This is a genomic window from Agarivorans sp. TSD2052 (assembly GCF_023238625.1).
Lineage (GTDB): Bacteria > Pseudomonadota > Gammaproteobacteria > Enterobacterales > Celerinatantimonadaceae > Agarivorans.
Genome location: NZ_CP096670.1, coordinates 1605756 through 1629260, shown reverse-complemented (window position 1 = coordinate 1629260; position 23505 = coordinate 1605756). Strand labels below are relative to the sequence as shown.

The 23505-nt window shown below is 40.2% G+C and carries 18 protein-coding genes; all 18 read right to left on the bottom strand.

What is annotated here, in order from left to right; all coding sequences use genetic code 11:
* Window positions 1-11: 11 nt before the first annotated feature.
* Complete coding sequence (locus M0C34_RS07385; protein WP_248714991.1) at window positions 12-1475, bottom strand: sulfatase-like hydrolase/transferase; 1464 nt, start codon at window positions 1473-1475, stop codon at window positions 12-14.
* 14 nt (window positions 1476-1489) lie between these two features.
* Window positions 1490-2368 (bottom strand): glycosyltransferase family protein, encoded by an 879-nt coding sequence (locus M0C34_RS07380; RefSeq protein WP_248714990.1) that lies wholly within the window; start codon window positions 2366-2368, stop codon window positions 1490-1492.
* A 19-nt stretch (window positions 2369-2387) separates the two neighbouring features.
* Window positions 2388-3581 (bottom strand): glycosyltransferase family 2 protein, encoded by a 1194-nt coding sequence (locus M0C34_RS07375; RefSeq protein WP_248714989.1) that lies wholly within the window; start codon window positions 3579-3581, stop codon window positions 2388-2390.
* On the bottom strand, window positions 3578-4558 hold the full coding sequence (locus M0C34_RS07370) for a hypothetical protein (RefSeq protein WP_248714988.1): 981 nt from the start codon (window positions 4556-4558) through the stop codon (window positions 3578-3580). Before M0C34_RS07370 ends, M0C34_RS07375 begins: the two co-directional genes overlap by 4 nt.
* Entirely contained in the window at window positions 4558-6552 is a 1995-nt protein-coding gene (locus M0C34_RS07365) for a rhamnan synthesis F family protein (RefSeq protein ID WP_248714987.1), read from the bottom strand. Before M0C34_RS07365 ends, M0C34_RS07370 begins: the two co-directional genes overlap by 1 nt.
* Window positions 6552-7586, bottom strand: coding sequence for an HAD family hydrolase (locus M0C34_RS07360; protein WP_248714986.1), 1035 nt, complete (start codon window positions 7584-7586; stop codon window positions 6552-6554). Before M0C34_RS07360 ends, M0C34_RS07365 begins: the two co-directional genes overlap by 1 nt.
* Window positions 7587-7782: 196 nt before the next feature.
* Window positions 7783-8418: an SCP2 sterol-binding domain-containing protein gene (locus M0C34_RS07355; RefSeq protein ID WP_248714985.1), complete on the bottom strand. Its 636-nt coding sequence runs from the start codon at window positions 8416-8418 to the stop codon at window positions 7783-7785.
* A gap of 21 nt (window positions 8419-8439) precedes the next feature.
* Window positions 8440-11088, bottom strand: a complete 2649-nt coding sequence (locus M0C34_RS07350) for a glycosyltransferase (protein ID WP_248714984.1) — start codon at window positions 11086-11088, stop codon at window positions 8440-8442.
* Between the two features lie 78 nt (window positions 11089-11166).
* Window positions 11167-12054 (bottom strand): hypothetical protein, encoded by an 888-nt coding sequence (locus tag M0C34_RS07345; RefSeq protein WP_248714983.1) that lies wholly within the window; start codon window positions 12052-12054, stop codon window positions 11167-11169.
* Window positions 12055-12199: 145 nt separating this feature from the next.
* Window positions 12200-13159: a GDP-L-fucose synthase gene (fcl, locus tag M0C34_RS07340; protein ID WP_248714982.1), complete on the bottom strand. Its 960-nt coding sequence runs from the start codon at window positions 13157-13159 to the stop codon at window positions 12200-12202.
* Window positions 13160-13179: 20 nt separating this feature from the next.
* Window positions 13180-14223: a GSCFA domain-containing protein gene (locus M0C34_RS07335; RefSeq protein WP_248714981.1), complete on the bottom strand. Its 1044-nt coding sequence runs from the start codon at window positions 14221-14223 to the stop codon at window positions 13180-13182.
* A 60-nt stretch (window positions 14224-14283) separates the two neighbouring features.
* Window positions 14284-15399: a GDP-mannose 4,6-dehydratase gene (gene gmd, locus M0C34_RS07330; RefSeq protein WP_248714980.1), complete on the bottom strand. Its 1116-nt coding sequence runs from the start codon at window positions 15397-15399 to the stop codon at window positions 14284-14286.
* A 165-nt stretch (window positions 15400-15564) separates the two neighbouring features.
* Complete coding sequence (locus tag M0C34_RS07325; protein WP_248714979.1) at window positions 15565-16296, bottom strand: sulfotransferase domain-containing protein; 732 nt, start codon at window positions 16294-16296, stop codon at window positions 15565-15567.
* Between the two features lie 26 nt (window positions 16297-16322).
* On the bottom strand, window positions 16323-17570 hold the full coding sequence (locus M0C34_RS07320) for a glycosyltransferase (protein WP_248714978.1): 1248 nt from the start codon (window positions 17568-17570) through the stop codon (window positions 16323-16325).
* Complete coding sequence (locus M0C34_RS07315) at window positions 17567-19510, bottom strand: HAD family hydrolase (RefSeq protein WP_248714977.1); 1944 nt, start codon at window positions 19508-19510, stop codon at window positions 17567-17569. The genes M0C34_RS07320 and M0C34_RS07315 overlap by 4 nt, the downstream gene beginning before the upstream one ends.
* The gene (locus M0C34_RS07310; protein ID WP_248714976.1) at window positions 19507-20421 is read right to left on the bottom strand and encodes a glycosyltransferase; all 915 of its coding nucleotides are present in this window, start codon (window positions 20419-20421) and stop codon (window positions 19507-19509) included. Before M0C34_RS07310 ends, M0C34_RS07315 begins: the two co-directional genes overlap by 4 nt.
* The gene (locus tag M0C34_RS07305; protein WP_248714975.1) at window positions 20390-21352 is read right to left on the bottom strand and encodes a sulfotransferase family protein; all 963 of its coding nucleotides are present in this window, start codon (window positions 21350-21352) and stop codon (window positions 20390-20392) included. Before M0C34_RS07305 ends, M0C34_RS07310 begins: the two co-directional genes overlap by 32 nt.
* An 11-nt stretch (window positions 21353-21363) precedes the next feature.
* Window positions 21364-23373 (bottom strand): coiled-coil domain-containing protein, encoded by a 2010-nt coding sequence (locus M0C34_RS07300; RefSeq protein WP_248714974.1) that lies wholly within the window; start codon window positions 23371-23373, stop codon window positions 21364-21366.
* Between the last annotated feature and the right edge of the window lie 132 nt (window positions 23374-23505).

The window sequence follows — 23505 nt, the reverse complement described above, 5'->3', positions numbered from 1 at the left end:
ACAAAAAGCGATTAATCGTCACTCAAGAAAAAGTCATACCATACCTTTTCTTGTGCTTTAAATGTTAAGTCTCCTTCGCCTGGTCGAGCTAAGCCTGCTAGCCAATTATCCAATTTATCTCTTAATTCATCAGCGACCGCCACCTCTAAATTGATGTAGTTAGTTGATTCAGGATCAGGCTGGCTCAAATCAAATAAAAATTCGCTATTTTCAGCGACTCGTAAATACTTCCATTTACCTTTTCTTATTGCTGATTGCCCCCAAAATCGCCAGAATAATTCGCGCTCACTTAAATCAAGATCATCATTGATAACGGGCAATAAATCGAGTCCGTCAACATCTTTGTCGTCAACATCCACTCCAGCAGCGGCCAAAGCAGTAACGGTAAGATCAGTGAGTAACAACGGTTTATCTGTAACAAGCCCTTTAGCGAGTTTATCTGGCCACTGCATAACCATTGGAACTCGAATTCCGCCCTCTGTGAGCATCCCTTTTTCACCTACCCAAGGGGTATTCAAAGAGCCATCCCAAACAGCGCCGCCGGAGGGAATGGCCACATCTGGCATATCAAGTAATAGCGGCGCCCCGTTATCGCTAGCAAACATGATCAAGGTATTATCATAAATACCTTTTTCTTTAAGTATATTGACTAGGGCTCCAACGCCATCATCGATTGCCAGTAGCATAGCCAAAGCATGCCGCCTGCGTTCAGGCATCTCTTGAGGGAACCTATTTAAATAACTCTGTAGAGCAGCCAAAGGGGTATGAGGCGCTAGATACGAAAGATAAAGAAAAAACGGTTCTTCAGCATGCCTGCGTACGAAGGCCTTAGCTGCCGCATTCTTGATTGTAATACGATAGTTAGAGAACTCTTGATATGATAGTTCTTTATCGTTCCCTTCTAAATCGAAATTAGTCCAATACTTGTTGCCTAAACCAAAAAATACATCGTCAAACCCCCGATTTTCAGGAAAATAGGGCGCCAGTGTTTCCTCTGGTATATCGGCGGTTGCTATATTTGAATCGCCCAGAACATTTTGCTTCCAATACCTAGAGCCTGCGTCAACTTGCAAATGCCATTTCCCTACCATGCCTGTAACATAACCGGCACCTTGAAGACGCTCTGGTAAGGTAATTTGCTCAATAGGTAAAGGAGTAAAGCGAGTGTCTTCTAAGCCGAACCTTTGTTGATAACGGCCGGTAATTAAAGCTCCTCTAGAGGGGGTGCACTGCGGTGCAGTCGCGTATGCGCTTGTAGCCCTAACACCATTTATGGCTATTTGATCTATGTTAGGGGTTTTAACGAAGTCTGCTTGACCTTGAACACCCAAATCGGCATATCCATGGTCATCAGTCACTATAAGAATGATATTAGGCTTTGCTACAACATCCTTGTTCTTAACTTCCTGCTCTGAACCACAAGACATCAGACTAATAACTGATACGATTAAACATCCTTTTAATAAAACGCGCATAACAATCCCAAAATTTAAATAAACTGTTCAGATAAGGTTCTCGCAGCAAGCGCAGTAGTTTGCTTAGAAAGCAATTCAAGCTGCAGCGCTATTTGCTCTGTTCTTAGTTGCTTCGATGCTAGATACTTCAATACTAACGGCTCTAAATCATCTGGCGATGTAAAGCAAAGTCCTTTATAAAAGCCCTTGGCATTTTTATTATTATCACTAATAACTAAAGAGCCCGCACTTAAGAAGTCGACATATTTATGACTAACCGCACCATCCTGATTCATCGACTCATGATGGTCTATAAGGCACAACTTGGCATTATGTGCCAAGACCGATATGTCTTTATAAGGGATACTGGTTCCACTCCAATATTTCACCGCATTATTGTTACCACTATATTTATCCCAATTAGGACCGAACAGTTTAAAATCTAATTTATGCTTTTCAACTATAGGCAATATTGCTTCAACTATAGGTCGAATCCTTGGCGTTCCGATGAATGCAATGTCGCAGCTATACTTGGTATCGATAGTGGTTGAAGGGGTAAGTGAAGAAAAAGGTCGAATGATACCAATGTTAGCGGCAGGCAATCGGCAACGTTTATCTACATAAATTTTCGACTGCACTCGCTGACTACAAAAAAAAACGTGGTTAAATATTCCGTAATCTTTAACTTGATCGAAGTGGCAATAGGATAAAGCTATATTGTTCGCAGCTTCATCAAATGGTCCGACTTCAGGGTAAAAATGTAACACTCGCCCACCAAGTAAATAAATCCTATTCTTAGCGCCTGCTCGATAATTAAACCCCAGTAGCTTGAGCTCACTTTTTAAGTTGTCATACAAACGGTAGTCATACCAAAGCTCATTTTTATGCGGAGAAGCAATACAATAATCTGTCAATTTAAATGTTCCGAGTACGCTATAGGTTTAAAGTTTTACGATAACTTGCAATTTTATTCATAATCATCGGCCCGCCGGGCCTAACGACTAAAGCCTGTTCCATTACGCGAAGAGACGCTGCCAAATCTATACTCTCTAAAGCTACCGCCAAATCTCTTAACGCTTCTGCTGATTTACATTGTTTCAAATTGCTAGCATTAGTTATGCTTTTGATGACGTGGGAAAACTCACGTTCTGTGCATCCACGAAAAACTCTTAGTAAATCTAAAGCGTAAATGAGGGGCACACTACTTATCGAGGAAAGACAGTTATTATACCTGCTTTTAACAAACTCACGGCTGATAGAAAGCTCAGGTTCTAAATCGCTGATAAATGCATCAAGTTTTGACGAGTAGCTTTTAGCATTTACTTGTTCAGTTACGAATGAAACGTCTTCTCCTAGCGAGAAGTTATACCCAGAACGGTTCAGTTTAATATTAAGCTTATCAGAAGGGCGTCCCCTATTTAGCAAAGAAACATACTCCATTGGAGAACGAAACATACGGTGTACCACCATCGCAGCTCGGACTTGATGAAGCCGACTATGCAAACACTCTCTTAATTTAGGGTCTGAACGGAACTTAGTACCATCACACAGCACCGAACGCCCTGAGTGCAACAATGGGAAATGAAAACCCATAGCTTTCATATTACAATTGATTTTAACCGCTGTTTTTACTAGGGGGTGAAGCGCGCCATTTATTTCACCTTTTAGAGTCTGAAAAGGTTGCTGACCACCGTATTCATTTATCCATTGAAAGGATAATGTATCTGGGAAATCATTAGCTATAATGAAATCTTGGATTGATGAAACAGAATCATTACTCATCCAAAATTCATCTATATCTAAATAGAAAATGTAATCGAACTCATCGGCTTTCACCTCTTCATAAAAAGCCTTAGAGTAAACAACATATTGAATGTTCTTTTTAACTTGATCAGGGCAAAAGTCAACCCAGTCAGCATTAAAGAAACGTACATTTGAGAAAGATTCTTGGATTTTCTTAGCAATAGCGTCAGTATTATCTGATGTTCTGTTTATGTATATATCAATGGCATCAAAACCAACATTCAGGTGGTGAAACACCCACTCAGGTAGGTAAGCCGCCTCATCCTTTGCTACAGCAATGATCTTAACTTTAGGTTTAGGGCTACTATTCTGTAATAGGCTCACATATCGGTCCTCATAGCTGTAACAGCTTGACGTAACAGTTCCACAGCCTTTTGATTTAGCGTCCACGTAGGCTTAACTAACTTCAACTTTTTGACGGTTAAACACTCTTGATAATTAAGAATATTGGCTGAGAATTTACTGGATAAAACTTGCTCAGCACGACTATCAATAAGGTAGTCACCGATATTTATTTCGTATTGGTAGCTAGCTATAATGCCCTTTAATTCATGTAGCTGGGCGTTGTCAGGAGTATTTAGCCTTCCATAGCAATCCCTTACTTTACTACCTTGAAGGTTAAACTCTCGATAAAAGACTTCGTTTAAAGCTCGAATAATTTCCACATCTAATACATCCAGTGACTTGTTTACCGCATGTGGATTGTCATCAGCTAATAAAAAATCGTCACGCCAAGGGATTGAAACAGCGCTCAGGAAATCACGCAGCAAGCTGTTTTCTGAAGAGGAACGTTCATAATCAATTATCTTCACGTTGTTTTTGCCAAACACTGAACAAAACATGCTTATCTTCAGATCTGGAGATAACATTTGGCTTCTACCGGGCTTTGCAATGTGCTCATGAAAATAGTCAGAAAAAATATCCGTACCGCCGTGTTTTATTACTTCTTGCCAAATCGAATACATTTTGTAGCTAGCACGGCGCCAAGTATAAACGACAACAATTTCTTTCTTGTCAAACAAGCTCTTAATATACTCAAAATCAGACTTACCTAGGGATATAAAATCTTCACTGGAAAGTAAAAAATCATGGGGTTTGTCATTGATAAAATTCACATCATCTTTGCTCAAAGACTTGTTAGCAACCAAATCTCGAAACTGATGATGACCAAAGAACTTTATAAAGCGCTGAGGATAGACAAGGTTATTCCTAAATAGAGTATTTTTATTATCTAGTAAGAATTTTTGAATTAAGGTTGTACCTGTTTTATGAGGCCCAACATGTAAATATAGTTTATTCATTATTCACCTAAAAACGGAAATCGGCCAAAGTTACTCACTAACGGGCCCCATTTCATAATCTGTTGTTCATCTAAACCGTCGTCGACAAATGGATTTTGCCACCCAGCGGCTTGCCATTTATCCAAGGGGTTTAAAATATGCATATTCTGTAGACCAAAGTCACCGGGTATTTGGGCGTCGGCTACCACGTTGTCTCCCACGTGGATAAAGCTATCAGCTGGACCAACCTGAGTTTTAAGTTTCTTCCACATGCTGCCGTTATCTTTACGCAGCCCTAGCTCACTAGACACGTATAGGTGGTAACCGTGAGACAGGCCTACCTTTTTAAGCATGCGGGTTATTTGCGGTTCTGAGTAATAAGTATCTGATACGACGAGTACTTTCTTACCTGACAAAATCAAGTTATTGGCTATTTCTACCATTTCATCTTTTGATTCTATCATGTCTAAATCAAAGGCAAACTCAAGTTCTGCATACTCAGCCGCTAACTGTTCGCTCCAATTAAATGTACTGGCTAATGCCTGATAGGTCTCATCGATAGCGACATCGCCTATAAACTGTTTGGCTTTTCTTACTTCAAACTCGGCGTTATTTCGTTGTTTCACAAAATCATTTGGGTTGTTTATTTTACCTTGTTCGCACAAGTAATTAGCCAATTTTAGCTTGGCATAGTCAGGCACAAAATATTTACGTCGCACCAGAGTATCAAACACATCAAAAGAAACAGTCGTAAATGGCGCTAATTGATTAGCAATCCCATCTGCACTATTTACATAGTTAGCCAAAACAAAAGATTGATCATGGGTAAAAGCGCCTAAGGGCGGATAATAAAAGAGCTGTTTGTAGCCATTTTTTTCGGCTAATAAACCAATGCAACGCTCTAAGGCGTGAAGCTCTGACCCATCATTGGGTAAAGGTTCTGCAGGGAAGTCATCATAACTATAATCAGCGTCGAACAACTGCTTTAAGGCCTGCGGCCTTGCCCAAAACATCCCCCCCACAGGGTAAGCCAAAAAGTCACGGTCTAGCGATAAGCCCCATTGCGTTACCCAACGACCACTATGCGGTTTGTTTTTTAACCAATGGTTTACCCAGTTTGGCATCATCCAGAAAGAGGTAGGGTAATAAATCCCACAGTCTGGGTCGTTGTCGAAATGGGCAAGCATTCGTTTTAATACGGCTTGGTCTTTAAGCAAATACTCGCCTAAATAATCCGCCCACTGGCGTTGCTCTCGGCCTGAATACAAAGATTTTTTAGAGTGCATATGGCAAAGCAAATCATAATTTAGCAACTGCTTACCAAACTCAACTAACATAGGGCCAAAATTTCGCCCTCTATTAGGGACTATAGCGGTGACCACTTTGTTAACTGTAGCTAACTGAGACAACTGTTGTTGGGCCTTGGTGTCTATCCCTTCTTTGCTAACACTAATAAATATGTCTACTTGCCCAGGAAAGTCAGCCAAGCATTCTGCATAGTAGTCGATAAAATCTTCATAAAAAATATGAAAGCATAAGGCAATTTTCTTATCAGTTTTTTTACTGATCGCCTGTTGTTGCTCCAGTTTGTCACTGGGGCGCCATTTAGGAGAAGCAGGCATGGATATCCGCCCCTCATTGAGGCCAAAATTCAAATAATGCGCCAGAGGGTTAATACCTGCGTGATAAATATCTACGTTACACTTTTGATAAATTTCGGTATCAAAGGCGGGGCTAGGGTTAACATTAGAAAACATCGATTTATGCAAGTAATCGGCAAACGCTTGTTCATCGCTTGTAAATGCAGAATGCTGGTGATCATTATACCAATCTAGATCGAAGTGCCCGTGCTTTTTAGCCAATGTAAGCAAACCTAAGTCCGCCTCTCCGCGATATTTTATGCGAGTTGGGATACTTTTCAGATAATACTTAACGCTGCGAATACGCTTTTTTACTGAGCGTAAAAAAGCGTATAACAAAGGATATTGGTGCTTTATAACTGACTTATAACTCATTATCGTAATCCAAAAAACTGAAGCGGGTCTACCGTACCATTACCAGCAACATCATCATCTATTGCGAACAAATGCCATAAAGCACGAGGAATCATATGAGGCTTTACCATATGTTGAATAAGGCTAGACTCTACCTCTTCCTGGCGAAAACCAATGTTGTGCTTCGCGGCATGCACGACATAATCAACAACCCCCGCCATCACCTGTTCTAGTTCATGTATATGTTTTTGAGCGTTGACCTTACGACCGTAGTAAAAATCAAAATCACGCCCAGGTAATTCGCTGAGTCGAACATCCTGAAATTGCCCATTGGGAGAGGTTAACAGCGCCTCTAAAAACATCGACCTATCGAGAGGCACATAGCCATCTCCCATAGTTACCGATTGTTTTAGATAACCTTTCATTATGTTTTCTTGACCATGAAAAGTCGTCATGCCCGGCTTAGAGGAAATGAGATAATGCCCAGTTACCGGTTTTTCTAGCAATAAGCTCATCAGTTTTTGAATAGTGCCTGAATACCCAAGGTCTACAATATGCAAAACACTAGGGGCGTTAAGACCTAGACTATTGAGGTAAGCCAGATAGGCTGTTTTTGTTGGTGCTACAATCTCGGCTAAGTGTTTGGCCTGAGAAAGCAACAACTGACGAACTTTAGAATCATCATCAGGTAAGTTAATTATCGTAGTTTGTACTTTTTTATCAAAATGACGTTGAATCGTGCTGTTACTGATCATAAAGCGTGAGCGTAATAACTCGTAAAAAGTACCCGTGAATTCGCCTTTAAGCGAAAACTCATAGCTTCGTTCATCATCTAACAATAAGCGGAACATAAATGAGCGAGATGCTAATAAATATTGCCCATTATCAGGCATACCCAGTGCTTGCTGATAACGATTATATATATTATGTAAAAAATAGCCTTCGCGAGCGAGAAAGTAGAAAGGTACTTTCTGTTGACTTAGCTGCTCGCAAAAATATACCGCTAATGGGCCTAAGAAATTAGAACCAAACTGGCGAAAGTTTTGGGTTACCATTTAAAGTTCCCTAAGAAAAAAATCAAAAATATTTGCGTCATAGAAATTAAAGCCAGTGTAATACCAAAAAAAATCAATATAAAAATGAGTAAATGCGTTTATCTAGAACGTTAACCATTCTACAACCTTGACAACACAACAATAGAGGGAGTCTAGAAAGTATGAGTTTGAACTAAAATGCAAAGGCATTATATCGTCATTCAGCCTTTAAAGCAGCCCGATATTCTTCTACTTTACGCCGAATAAAAGGGCCCCTGGGCCGTGCTTGGTGGGCAATTTCCATTAGCTTTAAGGCGAGTTCTAGGTTGGTTGATTCTAACCTCAGCGCCTCATCTCTCAAGAAACCAACGTCTGCTGGGCCCTTAATATCCTGTAGGGTCACGTTATGAATAGTCCACTTTTCTGGTCGTTTAATACGAAGAAAAGAATAGCCGTGTCCAATTAGGGAGGTTATTTTATGCGCGTCTACTGCTTTCAACACTGAAATAACATACTCTTTTTCTGCAGTTTCCCCACTGACCACGAGCTCCCCTACATCTAAGGCCTTAATTAAGTCTTGTTTAGTCTGAATCGAGTGAAATGTGAGCAGACTCGCCGCTACAGTAACTAAGCCTGAGTGAGTGCTACTGTCGTTGACAGGCTCAAAACCACGAGAAGACACTGAAAAACGCCACGACTTTTTAAGGTCAATGATGTTAATGGCTAAGCTCGTCACTTTGCTAGAATCAAGTGATTGAGCCGAAATAACATAGTTCAAAGCCTTTGACACCGCGCGCGATTGCAGTTTATTAGGCAGTAGTCGTATGGCAGCGGTAAGGATTATTTTATTCATAATTTTACTCTGTAAATCGTGTTAGCTTTCCGTATCAAAAGTGGTGGTTAAATTTAAAAAGTGGAACACTTTAGCCATTTGTGCCAAGCCCCTCTTTGAAGAATATTGTTCCTCTGCGAGCGCTCTAGCGTTTTGCGAAATTCTCTCCCATAGGGCGCGTTCATTATGCAGGGCCATAATATGGTTTACCCATTGCTCAGGGGTTTCTGCAATAAGGGTACTAACATTGTGAGACAAACCGGTACTCTCAGCAGCAATCGGCGACAAGACACTTGGTAAGCCATAAGCGGCAGATTCGAGTACTTTACCTTTAATTCCGGCTCCAGATAATAACGGCGCGATAAACACCCGGTGTTTTTGAAAAACATCGTCTAAGTTTTCGATATAGCCAACACCTTCAAGCAACGAACTGCCTAGATCTTTATATTTTTCAGGCATATGACTGCCATATATATACAGTTTTACATTGATGGACCGCGCAAGAAAAAGAGGCATAAGCTGTTCAATAAAGAACTCTATCGCTTCAATATTAGGCGTGTGCTTAAATCCGCCTAAAAAGGCTACGCCATCCCGGTCATCAAAGGGCAGCGGTTGAGGCTTCGGTTCCAGAACCCACGGGCACTTAAAAATGTTTTTTTGCTCGAACAGGTGGGAGCAGATAACCGCATGCTCTGTTTCATTGTAAGAAAGAATCGCATCTACGTTGCGCATCACCTCTAACTCTGCGGTTTTAGTTTGATGGGCCTTAGCCAGGGCGATTTGGCGCTCTCCGTCGGTTTGATGGGTTGACAGGGCTGCTCGAACCTCTCTTAAAAAGTGTAAATCTGCATTATTGAAAATAATAGGTATCGCTGGCGCAGCCTTCTTTAAAAATTCAATAAAGTGCGCTGCTACGTTATAGCGCGTGATATAAAAAGCACTTATGTCTTTAAGCCGCTCATCAATGAAGTCTGCGATAGCGTTATAATGAGGGCTGTAACATACCTCTACCCCACTATTTTGCAAATTTTTTGTATAGGCATTTGAATACTTCAAATCAATGGGAACAAAAATAACCTGATAACCTAAACGCTGCATAAGACCTATTTCTTGAATTGCAGCGTAAGAGCCGGCGTCTTTATCTGGAGAAGGCGTTTGCACGTCTAACATTAATATAGTGCCGAGCGATAACTTTTTTGTGACTAGCGACACTTCATTTTTAAAATGTGCTGTTAACGGCTTTATAGACGGGGGCGGATTAGCGTCAGCATCCATAACATCGATTTTTTTCGACATAAACGAATCGTCATGAAAATCAATCGCTGAGTAAACACAAGCATTACCGAGATATACACCAACCTGCTTATCGGTAGTTACTTTAGTTTGCCACATCTGTATAAGCAGCTCTGCACAAACAGGGTCTGCGGTTTCCATAATATGGGCAAGTTCTTTGGTGCGATAAATACTGCAAGAATGAATCGCTTGGCGAACGGTTTGCGTGAAATTTACAGCAGGATGGTTCGCACTCATAACGCGTTCCGAGGGTATTGGTGAGTGCAAATCATTACCATGAGTTAAACCATTGCGATCGACTACCTTGCAACAAACAAAAGCATCCTTTGATGCTTCCATTGTGCTGATCAGCTGCGGTATGGCGTCTAAGCCAAACTCGACAACGTAAGGGCAAAAGAGTATCAATTCGCCCTTTGCCGCATTAATAGCCTTTGCCATAGCGCTTGTATATTGGTCGTTACAATTCAATGTCACTAAGTTGTTTACAGAGAAGGCCTCAGGGGTATTGGTGATCCAAATTATTTCATAAGACGCTTCTAGCAACGTTAGTATTACCGATGAAATCATCATCTTTGCGTCGGCAGCACTGATAAATGGCGGAAGGATAAGCGTGACTTTAGGTTCTAATACTGCTGGTAAACAAATGGTACAGTTTTGGTGCCCCGTTAATACAGAATAAGCAGTAGGAATAAGGCGCTTTTTTTTGTCAGATAACTGCGTTGTACGTAAAGCCTTAGAGAGCCCTTTTATTCTATCCCCTGTTATATCGATGTCAGTAGCGGCGAATATTTTCGTTGGTATGACACGATTAGGGTTGTTAGTGTTATCACTAATGTCTGATTGCCATACAAAACAAGGGAAGCCTTTAATTGCTAACTGATACAACGCTTTATCTGGTCTAACAAAATGGGCCGGTAGTGAGATAACAAACGTGCCATCAATGGCATTTATGTTGTGCTCTGTTGTAGCTAAAGGCGCTCCATTACAATAAAGTATCGTGGTATAAGCACCTAGCTCTACACCCGCATAGTTGAATACTAGCTGGTGTGCCTCCAATCCTTCTAGCTGAAGGGTTATGGCGTCGTAACGATCATCGTCGATTAAGGCTTCAGACACTGCGTTTTGCCTAATGTCTTGTAGGCGAATAACCTTGCCTGCCAACTCTTGGTAGGTTTGTTCAAGCAGCACAGAAAAAGCACATACCCCGTTGGCAAAACCCGCCTCTGCGAGATCAGCCCGGTAAATATCTGGCACAGCTTTGATGACTTGGTCTTCTATTGCTAGAAAAAACTCAGGCGTATCAGCCCAGAGCGGGTCGTAAAACCAACCATTTATTCGCCCAGAGTCTATGCTATCTATATGACCCTTTGCGGTTGTATTGCAAGAATGTGCCGTCAAACTACTGCCTTAAATCAATACTCAAAAAGTGTATGTAGAACACCGGAGACTTTAAGAGCCTCCAGATAGAACTAGATATTACTTACTGAAATGCTTTGTCAGTACCTTTTCGATAACGGATAGACGAGTAGAGATTTCTGCAATATTATTTATAGCGACATTAACCACAGTATTTAGAGAGGCCTGTTCATTAACAGGTGTAGCCTCAACAATTTGGTTGGCAATGCGCTGTGACTCAGCAGTGAGTAACTGCTCAAAACTGTCAATTTGTTCTGAAAACACCTCAACAAACTTAGCTTTATCTATGGCTTCTTGTGTAGTATTTAACTCAACGGGGTTTAGCAAAGTGGCTAGCCCATCTAGGTACACCTGACACTCCACCGAGGTAGAGGGGAAGTTAGCGGCATTTACTTTTAATGTAAAACCGTAATTGCCATCGCCAATGCCAGCATCAGCTAAGTCGACGCGAGGCTGGTCTGCAAGCCCAAACGCTAACACTTTATCTTCATGCTTCAACTCAACCGTGACGCGTTTAGTATCAGCATGAATGTTACGGGCCCAACCTAGCACCTCGTTGTGGCTTACTGCATCAAAATGACAAATGTAGTCTTCTGCTTTAAGTGATGTTAACTCAAGCCCAACCGGTTCAGGGTTTACCTTATGCCCATTGATCAATATATCCACCGATTCGATATCATTCTTCAACACCGCTATATCAGGGGTGATGTTAAACGCGCAATCCCCCAAACCCGCATCGACAAGATCGCTTCGAGCATGATCGGCGTTGTCCTCCCAAAGCAATTCGTCACCGCTGAACACTTCAACTTTAGCTGCTTTTTGCGGCTCCAAATTATTAAATGCCCAACCTGATATCGCTTCAGCAGAAACTACATCGATATGAAACTGAAGATCTTGGAGCGAGGGGGTATTTTTACCCAAGGCAGATTTAAGTTTTCTTTTAAGCATTACTTCAACGGATCCTATAACTGATATGGATTAAGCCATATTCCATTTTATACCCTTATGCGACACTAAAGGTAGAGGTTATGTCCCAAAATACTGATTCATATTAAGGAACTATGTTTACAGTGTTGGCCTTTGGCCTAAAATACTAGCTTCTAAAGTTATCTTGATTGTCTAAAAACCATTGATAAGCATCCTTTAGGCCCTCTTCAAGGTTATAGTTATAACGCCAACCTAAATCAGCTAAACGACTGACGTCCATGAGTTTTCTTGGTGCACCATCTGGCTTAGTGGTGTCCCATACTATGTCACCGCTAAAGCCAGTTACCTTAGCTACTGTTTCTACTAGTTCGCGAATGGTGCAGTCTACCCCTGTACCCACGTTAATATGGCTTAGCATTGCTGAGGTATTCGTATCGTAAGTGGCTTTGTCTAACTCCATAACATGGATCGACGCGGCAGCCATATCATCCACATGCAAAAACTCACGCATTGGTTTACCGCTGCCCCAGGCCGCTACCTGTTTATCACCGCGTAGGGTAGCCTCATGAAAACGACGTAACAACGCAGGAATAACATGCGAGTTTTCTGGGTGGAAGTTATCGTGCGGGCCGTACAAGTTGGTTGGCATTACGCTACGGTAATCAAGCCCATATTGGCGGTTGTACGATTCACATAACTTAATGCCGGCGATTTTAGCGATGGCATAAGGCTCGTTGGTTTCTTCTAGGGTACCAGTTAACAGCGCCGTTTCTTTCATCGGCTGTTCAGCCATTTTAGGATAAATACACGACGAGCCCAAAAACAGCAGATGCTTAACACCACTTTTATAAGCCGAGTGAATGATATTGCACTCTATCATCAGGTTTTGATAAATAAACTCTGCAGGATAGGTATTATTGGCATGGATACCCCCTACTTTAGCGGCCGCTAAATAAACCTGCTCAATATTTTCTTTGGCAAAGAAATCGGCAACCGCTTGTTGGTTGGTTAAATCTAACTCGTTGCGGCTACGTGTAACGACTTCAACATCAGCACGTTGTTCTAACTGCCTAACAATGGCAGAGCCCACCATACCGCGATGGCCGGCTACAAATACTTTATTCATATTATATTCTCTATTTACAACTAACCTGAGGTGACCGTACCTTTATATATCATGGGAGGCTCGCCCTCTTTACCCTCGAACTCTTCAAGCGTTGACGAAAAATCGCTGAACACTTTAGCGCTAATTTCCTTACCATAATAAGTCTCAGTAAACGCTTTAAGTATTTGCAAAACCATATACCTAGATACATGACGAACCACAGAGTCATCAGTACCGTATACTGGATAAGGTAGATGACAGCCAAGCCACTTTACTATTTCAAATGATGGCCAATAAAACGTATTATCTGGGGCCGTAGCCAAAGCTTCATGTAACGCTACTCTTAGCGTAGATTTAGAAACACAATCGGCAGTAACACATGATTGTCCCTGAAATGATGCTTTAAGAGGCACAGGGGATAAAGTTAAAATAACAGGGGCATCTTTATTCACCAGCTGTAACAATTTGATAATGGCGTTAATGTTTTCGGTATTTTCTGAAACACTAGATAACCTAAAGTTATGCCTTCCTTTTTCGAAAACAGATTCAGGGATGCCGCGCCAAAACACTTTATTGGTTAGGCTGTCTTCCCAAATTTCAGCTAAGCCCAAAGTAAAGACAAATGCGGAAGCCGATTTAAACTGACTCAGATAGAAACCACGCTCATATTCAGGCGTCCAGTCACTAACAACACCATCAAGATTTCGCTCGTAGCGATAGCCTTTTGACGTTTCTTCACCAGTAATAACCCAGTTCAAAAAATCTCTCAAGGCGAAAGTATTATTAAGGCCCGAGGGAATCCAAAAGCTATTTGAGGACAATCCCGCTGAAGTTAGGAAATGCCTTAGTTCAGCAGCAAAACAAGAGCCGATAGTAACAACATTACTATTATTGTTTAACAAAGGCTTAGTTGGAGTATGCCCAGTAACCACATACTCCTTTATACAATTGTTAACATCTTCAAATACTCGATTAAGCTGTGGGTATTCGGTGGCATTTTCCACATGCCAATAACTCTCCGCCCAAGACTTTGGACCACTGCCTTTACGTTCTGAGGCAATACTACCCACTTCGGTATCTTTCATAACATTCCCCAAGATAAAAAAGCCCAAGGATTAGGGCTTTTAGCAAACCAAGAGTAAAATTTATTCTTTCGCTACAGAAACATCAAAACCGTGCTGTTCAAGCAAGGCATGTTGCTTAGCTTTACTTAAATCATAGGCAACCATTTCAGCACACATTTCTTCAACGGTAATCTCTGGTACCCAGCCCAATTTTGCTTTGGCTTTCGCTGGGTTACCCAATAAGGTTTCTACCTCTGCAGGGCGGAAATAGCGAGGGTCAACTTTTACAATTACATCGCCAACCTTAACACCAGGCGCATCGTTACCCGAAATAGCCACAACAGTCGCGATTTCATCTACACCTTCGCCGCTAAATTCCAACTGGATGCCGGCTTCTGCGGCAGACATGCGCACAAATTCACGCACCGAAATTTGTTTGCCCGTGGCAATAACAAAATCTTCGGCTACATCTTGCTGAAGCATCATCCATTGCATGCGCACGTAATCTTTAGCATGGCCCCAATCACGGAGTGCATCCATATTACCTAAATACAAACAAGGCTCTAAACCCTGCGAGATATTGGCAATAGCACGGGTGATTTTACGGGTAACAAAGGTTTCACCACGGCGTGGTGACTCATGGTTAAACAAAATACCGTTACAGGCGTGCATGCCATAAGACTCGCGATAGTTAACCACTATCCAATAAGCATACATTTTAGCCACTGCATAAGGTGAGCGCGGGTGAAATGGCGTGGTCTCAGTTTGGGGGATCTCTTGCACTTCACCGTAAAGCTCAGAAGTCGACGCTTGATAAAACTTAGTCTTTTTCTCTAAGCCTAAAAAGCGAATAGCCTCCAACAAACGCAAAGTGCCCATGGCATCTACATCTGCAGTATACTCTGGTGCCTCAAATGATACCGCAACATGCGACTGTGCGCCTAAGTTGTATACTTCATCTGGCTCAACTTCTTTTAAAATACGGGTTAAGTTTGAACTGTCGGTTAAATCACCATAATGCAAAAAGAAACGCGGGTTTTCTTCATGCACGTCTTGGTAAATATGATCTACTCGCGCGGTGTTAAACAATGATGCGCGGCGTTTAATGCCATGTACTTCATAACCCTTTTCTAGTAAAAACTCGGCTAAATAAGAGCCGTCTTGACCGGTTACACCGGTGATAAGTGCTTTTTTCATTCTTATTCCAACTCAATAATATAAAAACCTGATTCTCGAATTCAACCTCAAAACACAGCTACCTTAAAGAAAATACGATACAACGTTGAATTTAAGGGTTTAAAGATAAAAAACCTTACAAAAACCCTCCAAAGAAGCAACTGACAAAATAACAAATGACCTTTCCTATTCGTAACCTAAGGAATTAAAGTAACCATTTTTAGAATAGAAGTATTCAACTTGTTCTTTTGAAAGATAGTCTAGGTGGGTATTCTTTTTCGCCTTCCAGAAAAAAGAATTATTACTAAATTTTGTTTTTTCATCCACTTCAACAAAAATGTCCAAGTCTAATTCAATTGCTTCATTTGGCATCAACTTGTTCAACAGATTTCTTACCGTTACGACCGGTTCATCCACTAAGTCCTCATAACGTATCGAAACGACTTTGTCATTATTGAACGCATCTTGTAGATACTTTTTATAATTTGATCTTTCACCTAACATCGAACTAAAATATCCGCTACCAACATCATCACAAAACTTATTAAAGTAGTAATCAAGTTCTCCTGCGGAGACTAGCTCATCTACATTTTTAACAATCCCACCTTTAAACTGCTCAGTCATTTTATGCAAATGAAAATAGTTCATACTAGAGAAAAATACATCCAGTGGATTTCGATATATCAACACTACCTTATCACATTTCATATTAGGATTATCTAATACATGTGACTTGTAAAACGAATAACTATCGTATTTTAAAACCGCTGATTTCATAATCTCCTTAGTTCTATAATTATGTTGATGAACGTCAGGTATTTCCTTATTAGGATCTAACATAAAAATTTGGCCAATGATATATCTCAGCCATGTATTACCACATTTAGGGTAAGAGGATATTTCAATAACTTTATTCATTAATATTTCCTAGTAACTATTATCTTCTAAGCAAGCAATTCATGAAACAGTTTAATATAATTTCTTGATTGAACATTTTGATTGTAACCAATTCTAGCGAAATCGACGCAATATGCTGAAAGTTTATTGAGATGACTTTCATCTACTAACGAGTTCAACATTGCATGCGCTAATCCGACTGAAGAAATGATGGGAACTAAAAACCCGGTTTCATTATTTCTTACCAAATCACCGACGCCTCCTATATTAAAACCAATCACTGGCGTTCCACATGCCATGGACTCTAAAATAGTGTTAGGGAGGTTATCTTCTTTGGATGGAATAACAAACACATCAGCAGCGCTATACACTAACGCTAGCTTCTCATCTTCACTGATTGTGCCTAGGCTTTGGATAGGAGTGGAGATCTCCCAATCTTCAACGGCGGCCTCTCCAAAGGTCAATATTCGAACAGGCCTCGCACTCAATTCTTGTCTCATTTTGTCGAAATATTCTGTAGCTTTTACAAGCTCATCAAAACCTTTGCGCTTTTCTTTGGCACTTTGAGCACCAAATAAAATAACAAACTCGCTTGGGTCAATACCTAATTGCTTTTTCGCTAAAGTTTTATCCGTTGGCTTATAAATATCAATCTCTAAAGAGTTTGGTATCACTTCAACCCTATGCTTACCAAATAATTCACTTTTCTTTGCTTGCTCACCAAGCCATTTACTTGGTGTTACGATCGTAAGATCTGCATTTTTTAAGGCTGTAATTTTATCTTTTAATACTTTGTGTGCTAGCCGGTGGCTGTTATCTTTTAACTGAATACAGTTTCGACAAGTGTTTGTCGAAAATTCGTAACACCCATTTGTATAATGACAGCCTCCAGTGAAAGGTCTTTCATCATGTAATGTCCATACAATAGGCTTACCAGAATTCGCTAATTTTGTTAGCGTATCTGGTGATATGAATTTTTCTATCCAATGTAAATTTATTACATCGCTAGCGCAGATTTCGGCTATAACTTCATCATCTAACGTAACAAGACTACAGCTAAAATAAGTGCTAGAGACGTCTGTTCTATTTTCATCAATTTTTTTCCATTGACAAAGTCCTTCTTCTTCTTCTTTACCGATAAATTGATCAACTAAATGCACATAATCAAAATTCGACTCTTTGACATTAACATAATAAATTAAGTCATGACTTTGCTTTAGCTTGGATGCTAGTCTCCAAGCCGCACGAGCAGCTCCTCCACCAATATCCCATTTATTTACTACTGAAATTTTCATACTGAAGAAACCTGTTGAAATCGCTTGAATACAAAATTAACAAGGGGTTGACTTGTTAATTTTAACGAGCCCTGCCGCCATTCATTATGATGGTGCATAAAATCATTTGAAAAGTATTCCTTAAGCTCTGTATAAGTATATGGCCTTCCCATTAACCTGTAGTAAGACTCTGATTGGTCTTCGGAGTCATTGTACGAACAATACGCGATAGCTTCTGCTTTCGTAGGCGCTAAAAAGAAGCGACGGTAGTTTTCCTCTAGTAAAGTGATATTATCTGTAGGGAAGCTAGCTAATTGTTCGTATTGGACAACATCCAATAACATATTGGTAAAGGACATCATAGAGGCGTGTTGTACTTTAACTCCCCAGCGAAGACCTACGTTATTATTTTTTTCTCGCAATACCGGAATAAATTTTTCACCATTGTTTTTGTAAAAGTTTGCCCCGCCGTGATCAGCCATTGTAAAAAGCTCTGTCATCGGAACAATATAAGCCTGTCTATCTAGCAGGTTAATCTCATCATCGTGATCAGTAAACCAAGCCGACATAGTGTCTGAAATCTTGTAAACTTTTCTTTTTCTGACACCGAAGTAATGGCCATGAAGGTTGACTTCTTTATTTAATTCCGTAGCAATTTTAGAAATAGAATATTGAAGTGTCCCTCCCCAGCCAATATCAACAATTGAGACATTTTTTGCATTAAAAAAACTTTCTTGGGTAAGATAACCAATTAAGTTATCTCGAAATTCTTCAGCGCGTTCAATAATCAACTCATTGTGCAGTATTAGAAAATCTCTTAATTTATCTCGCTGACGCTCGGTTAGATGAGAATGAGTGTCGGTTAACCCACAGGCCCTTAATTCATTTCTAAACTCGTCGCTTGTAAAGTTAATCCGTTTTAAGACTATATCTGCGCTCAACAAGGAAGTTGGAGCAAAAATCCAATCAAAGCCCTCCTCCACTGAGCTTTTTAGAGCAGGAAATAGTAAGGCCTGCCTCGACACATAAAGGTACTTAGCTTCAATTTTGCCTTTGTAAAACTTATCAATTATTTTACTCGCCATGTTGAATAATATTTGACCATCTCGAGCAAAATAAAAAATGGTTTTAATCCCCTTAGCTAATGCTTGCTGAATAGTCCAAAGCGTAAAATTGAACATAAGAGGCGCTGACACATTAGAAGTCACCTCATGTATAGCTTGTTGGTTAGCATCATCATAAGAATAAGCCAGACGATTGCAACGACTAACGCCGAGTAACATTTCCACTGACTCGGATTGTTCATTATTGCTTTCGTACCTAGTAGCAAAAGTATCTTTAAAGTGAAAGGACGTCATGCCTAACTTTGCTGGCTGTTCAACATCACTATTAAAGTTATCTCCATAATGAGCAAAATCTGTTGGCTTTGCACCTAAATCTGCGAAGACATGTTTGAACAACTCTCCATTCGATTTCATCACTCCTATGCTAGAAGATACATAAAGCTTATCTTGAGGTTTAAATATACCTAAACGCTCAATCGTTTCTTTAATGAAGCTTTCAGGAAGATAGATATCGGTAATAAAGACTATTACAGCCCCTTTATCCCTCAGTTCATCTAGTTGTTTAACAGCTTTCGAGTTGGAAAAAATTGAATTTCGCTCTAACTCAAGCTCTTTATTACGAAACCAAGTTAATTGTTCGGGTGAGTAGTTTGAACTAAGCTCATTGTGTAAATATATTTCATCAAAGGTTACTTCTTTGTTGAAGTGGTGAACTTCTCTAGCTTTGAACTCTGCATCAATTCTTCTTTTAGCGAATCCTTCGCTACTCATACCAGCCAAAGATGCTTCCTTCTCCATTACAGAAAAAACCTTAGCAGGCTTAAGGTATCGGCGCACAATCAACGTATCGAAAAGGTCAAACGTCACATATTTAAAGGAACTAACTAGCTTACTCATTGAATGACTTCCCAAAATACTTGCCACTCATTTTTTTCATGAGACCATTTTACAATTCTACCGCATAAATCTTTGCGAAGTAGACCAAAGCGTTCAGTAAGACGCTGCATACTCTCATCACTAAATGCTAGATATTTCTCCTTCGCATTATGCTCTGTGTCTAGAGCCATTTTTAGCTCTCTAAGGCCGGCTGGCACATGTACAATTGGCATCTCTGATTTATATTTTTCTGGGGCATTTGTTAGTTGATTATCATGATTTCTAAAGCCTCCAAGGAAAGAATATACTTTTACCAAATCAGTATATTTAGCAAAGCGTTGCCATAAGTGAAAATCTGCTGCTAATTTTAAATTTTCATTTAATGGACCTGCCTTATTCCACAGACTTCTTCTCCAGAAAGTCGACTCTTGTTGTATCCAATTTAAGCCACAATCAAGGTTCTGAACGTCATAGTAACCCGCGCGTATAAACTTTCTTGAGTAACTATTGGGAAAAGAGTCAAATCCGACACGTTGTCCTCTCATATTATAAGAGTTAGGAATCCCTGTTATCCAATCAACATCTTCATTCTTTGAAAAAACTTCATGTACCGTAGAAAGTGCAAATGGATGATACATATCATCTGTATTAAGCCATGCTAAGATATCACCTGTAGATCTCGCAAATGCTCTATTGATTGCAGAATACATTCCATCATCCTTTTCAATAAAGTATTTAAAGTCTACTTTTTTATTTTTCAACTTAATCTGTGTCGCTTTTCTTTCTAAGAAGCTAGCGATTCTCTCATCCCCTCCACCATCCTGAACTATATATTCTAGCTCAAAATCACCTTCTTGATTTACTATGCTATCAATTGTCGCCTCAAAATAATCAAGGCGCTTAAATGATGGTGTTACGATCGATATTTTCATTGCACTTACCAATTTTTATTAAAAACTTATTATAATAAAGTGACTCTTTAGCTTCGGCCATTAAGCTGTCACCCGCCAAACTTTCTCTACTGCCAATCACAGCAGAGCTCCGGCCACTATCACCAGTAACTTTAAACATACTAAACACGTCTTCAAAACTTTCATCAAACGGCAAATTTAATACGTTAGCTATTGCTTGCATCTGCTCTTGTGGCTCGTTTAAAAAATCTTCATATTTAAATATTTTTTCTGGTTCAAACTGCTCTAATAACAACAATAGTCGCCGACAATATTCGTCAAAACTTTTTGGTTCAAAATGCACCCAACCGTTTTTTACTAACGACGCATAAGAATCAATTGGATTACGCAAAGTCAATACTGATTTAATTTGGTAATCATCTTCAAGCAATGCTAACAGCGCACTTTTTTCAGGTATAGGTTCATTAGTAGTAAAATCTGCATGAGTATGGTCTCTCAATACTAAAACGCCCCCCATACTCTCGACATGACTGTATACTTCACTAATCGCACTTTTGAATAGTTTGGCCGCCAATTTTTTTTGCTTAGGAATTCCAGCATATTTTGATAAAGATATTATATCCGATGGTGCGTATTTGGGTTGTCCTGTCCCAACAGCAAGCTCTGTAAAAGGATGTACCTCACTCAATAAATATACATTAGGCATTGCTGATATACATTTAGATATTAAGGTACCGCCACTGCACGCTAAGTGATGAATAATTCTTATCGTTGGCTTTTTATCTTCATGTTGTTTACAAACAAGCTCACACCTTTCAAGCAAAGATTGCGTATCCACAAACTGCTCGTTAGCTTCTTGTGGTAATTGCGGTATATCTACTCCCGCCGCGCTTTCTACCAGTGCTAAAGCTTGATCTATTTGCTGTTTAAACTTATTAAAGTTATTACTCATCACAGCACCCCTTACTCATTTTCAGAGTGGTCATTATTCATTAACTCAGGGTGCTCTTGTTGCAGTTGGTAATAGTACTGGGAGGCAACAGTTAACTTGGCGCGTAGTTCTTTTATAAGGTCGATTAAATTTGCTTCAGAATCTAACTTCTCTGCATATTTCTCTCTTAAGTGCTCAAGATCAATATGCGATTTGGTCAGCATTTTTTGGCCTAAACGGCTCGAGCGAGTAAGTTCAGCGTTTTCGGTTTTTAGTTCACTATGCTCAGCCGTTAAGCTTGCTATATTAGCCTCAATTTTTGAGACTTTAGACACCAACTCAGACTCTTTGGCTTTGCTGCTACTTTTAAGCTGTTCGAAATCACTATTATGGCGTTGTTGCTCTTTTTCTTGCGCTATATTCTCGGCCTTGAGCTCTTCAAATAGCCTACTCAATTGAGCTTTTTCATCACTGAGCACAGCTTGCTTCAACGTTATCTGTTCGCACTCTTGCTCTACAGTAGTGACGCGTTCTAGTGCTTGTTGCTTGTCAGCCTCTAAGGCTGATACCTGAGATTCAAGCTTTTCCTTGTCGCTTTGTGCACTGGCTTGCAGTTGTTCTAGGCGTTTGTTTAGGTCAGCTTTCTCTTTACTGAGCTCGGCCTGCTTCGCCGTTAATTGTTCACACTCTTTAGCCAAGTGAGTATTTCGCTCTATCGATTGTTGCTTGTCAGCCTCTAAGGCTGATACCTGAGATTCAAGCTTTTCCTTGTCGCTTTGTGCACTGGCTTGAAGTTGTTCTAGGCGTTTGTTTAGGTCAGCTTTCTCTTTACTGAGCTCGGCCTGCTTCGCCGTTAACTGTTCGCACTCTTTAACTAAGCGAGTGCTTTTTTCTAGTGCTTGTTGCTTGTCAGCCTCTAAGGCTGATACTTGAGATTGAAGCTTTTCCTTTTCGCTTTGTCCACTGGCTTGCAGTTGTTCTAGGCGTTTGTTTAGTTCAACTTTCTCTTTACTGAGCTCGGCTTGCTTCGCCGTTAGCTGTTCGCACTCTTTAACCAAGTGAGTATTTCGCTCTATCGCTTGTTGCTTGTCAGCCTCTAAGGCTGATGCCTGAGATTCAAGATTTTCCTTGTCGCTTTGTGCACTGGCTTGCAGTTGTTCTAGGCGTTTGTTTAGGTCAGCTTTCTCTTTACTGTGCTCGGCCTGTTTCACCGTTAACTGTTTGCACTCTTGCTCTAAGGTAGTAGCGCGCTCTAGGGTTTGTTGCTTACCCAATTCTAATTGGTCAATTTCAGATGCTAATTCAGTAAACTGTTCCATAACTTGCTGCTGATATTCAGCAAATTCTTTTTGCTTAGGCTCACTAAAAAATGACTGTAAAGATTGGATAAAAGCCGAGCCAAGGCTTAATTCCGTGGTGCTTTTTGTATATTGATATAAATTGAAGAAGGGGCCTTGCTTTAAATTTGATAGTGTAAAACCGCTATATGATAAGCCGCTTAACACTAAGTTTTTTTGCTCTTCATATTCAGCGCTTGGGCTTTGTTTAAAAACATACAAGTCTATAGATTGAAAATTGCTCAGCTGCTCATGGCTTGAACAGGCTAACAATTGGCACTCTATACCATTGAGTTCTATCACTAACTTAGCCTGAACCGCCTCTTGTGTTAATTCAGGGTGTTGTTCAAGTAACTGTGTAATAGTAAATTTTTCAGCGGGGATTCTTTTATCTTCAGCGGCCTGATTAAACGTTCCGTCAAGCCACGAGGTATCAACGCCGCTGAATTGGGCAGGCTTAATACAAGTGAAGGTCGTCGCTTCTTGGTTAGGCGTAATAATTTGGTTGAACACTGTTACATTAGAATAAGCACTGCACTTTGTAAGCAAAGAGTCATAAGTATCAGGGTTGCCTTCATACAAATATATTTGCTTAGCACCACTTGATAGATATTTGTCTAACATTTGGCCACTGCCCGCCCCCAAATGAACAATTACATCTAACGCTGCTGATTTCTCCGTGGTTTTTATTTGCTGTTCAGTCATAATCAACCTTGGTTAAAGCCCTTGTGTCGTCTATTTATCTTCAAAAATATCAGGAATAAATTATACATTTATGTTCACCCCATTGCACTTAGAGGCATGGTACTTTTAGAAAACTTTACTTGTTAACTATTC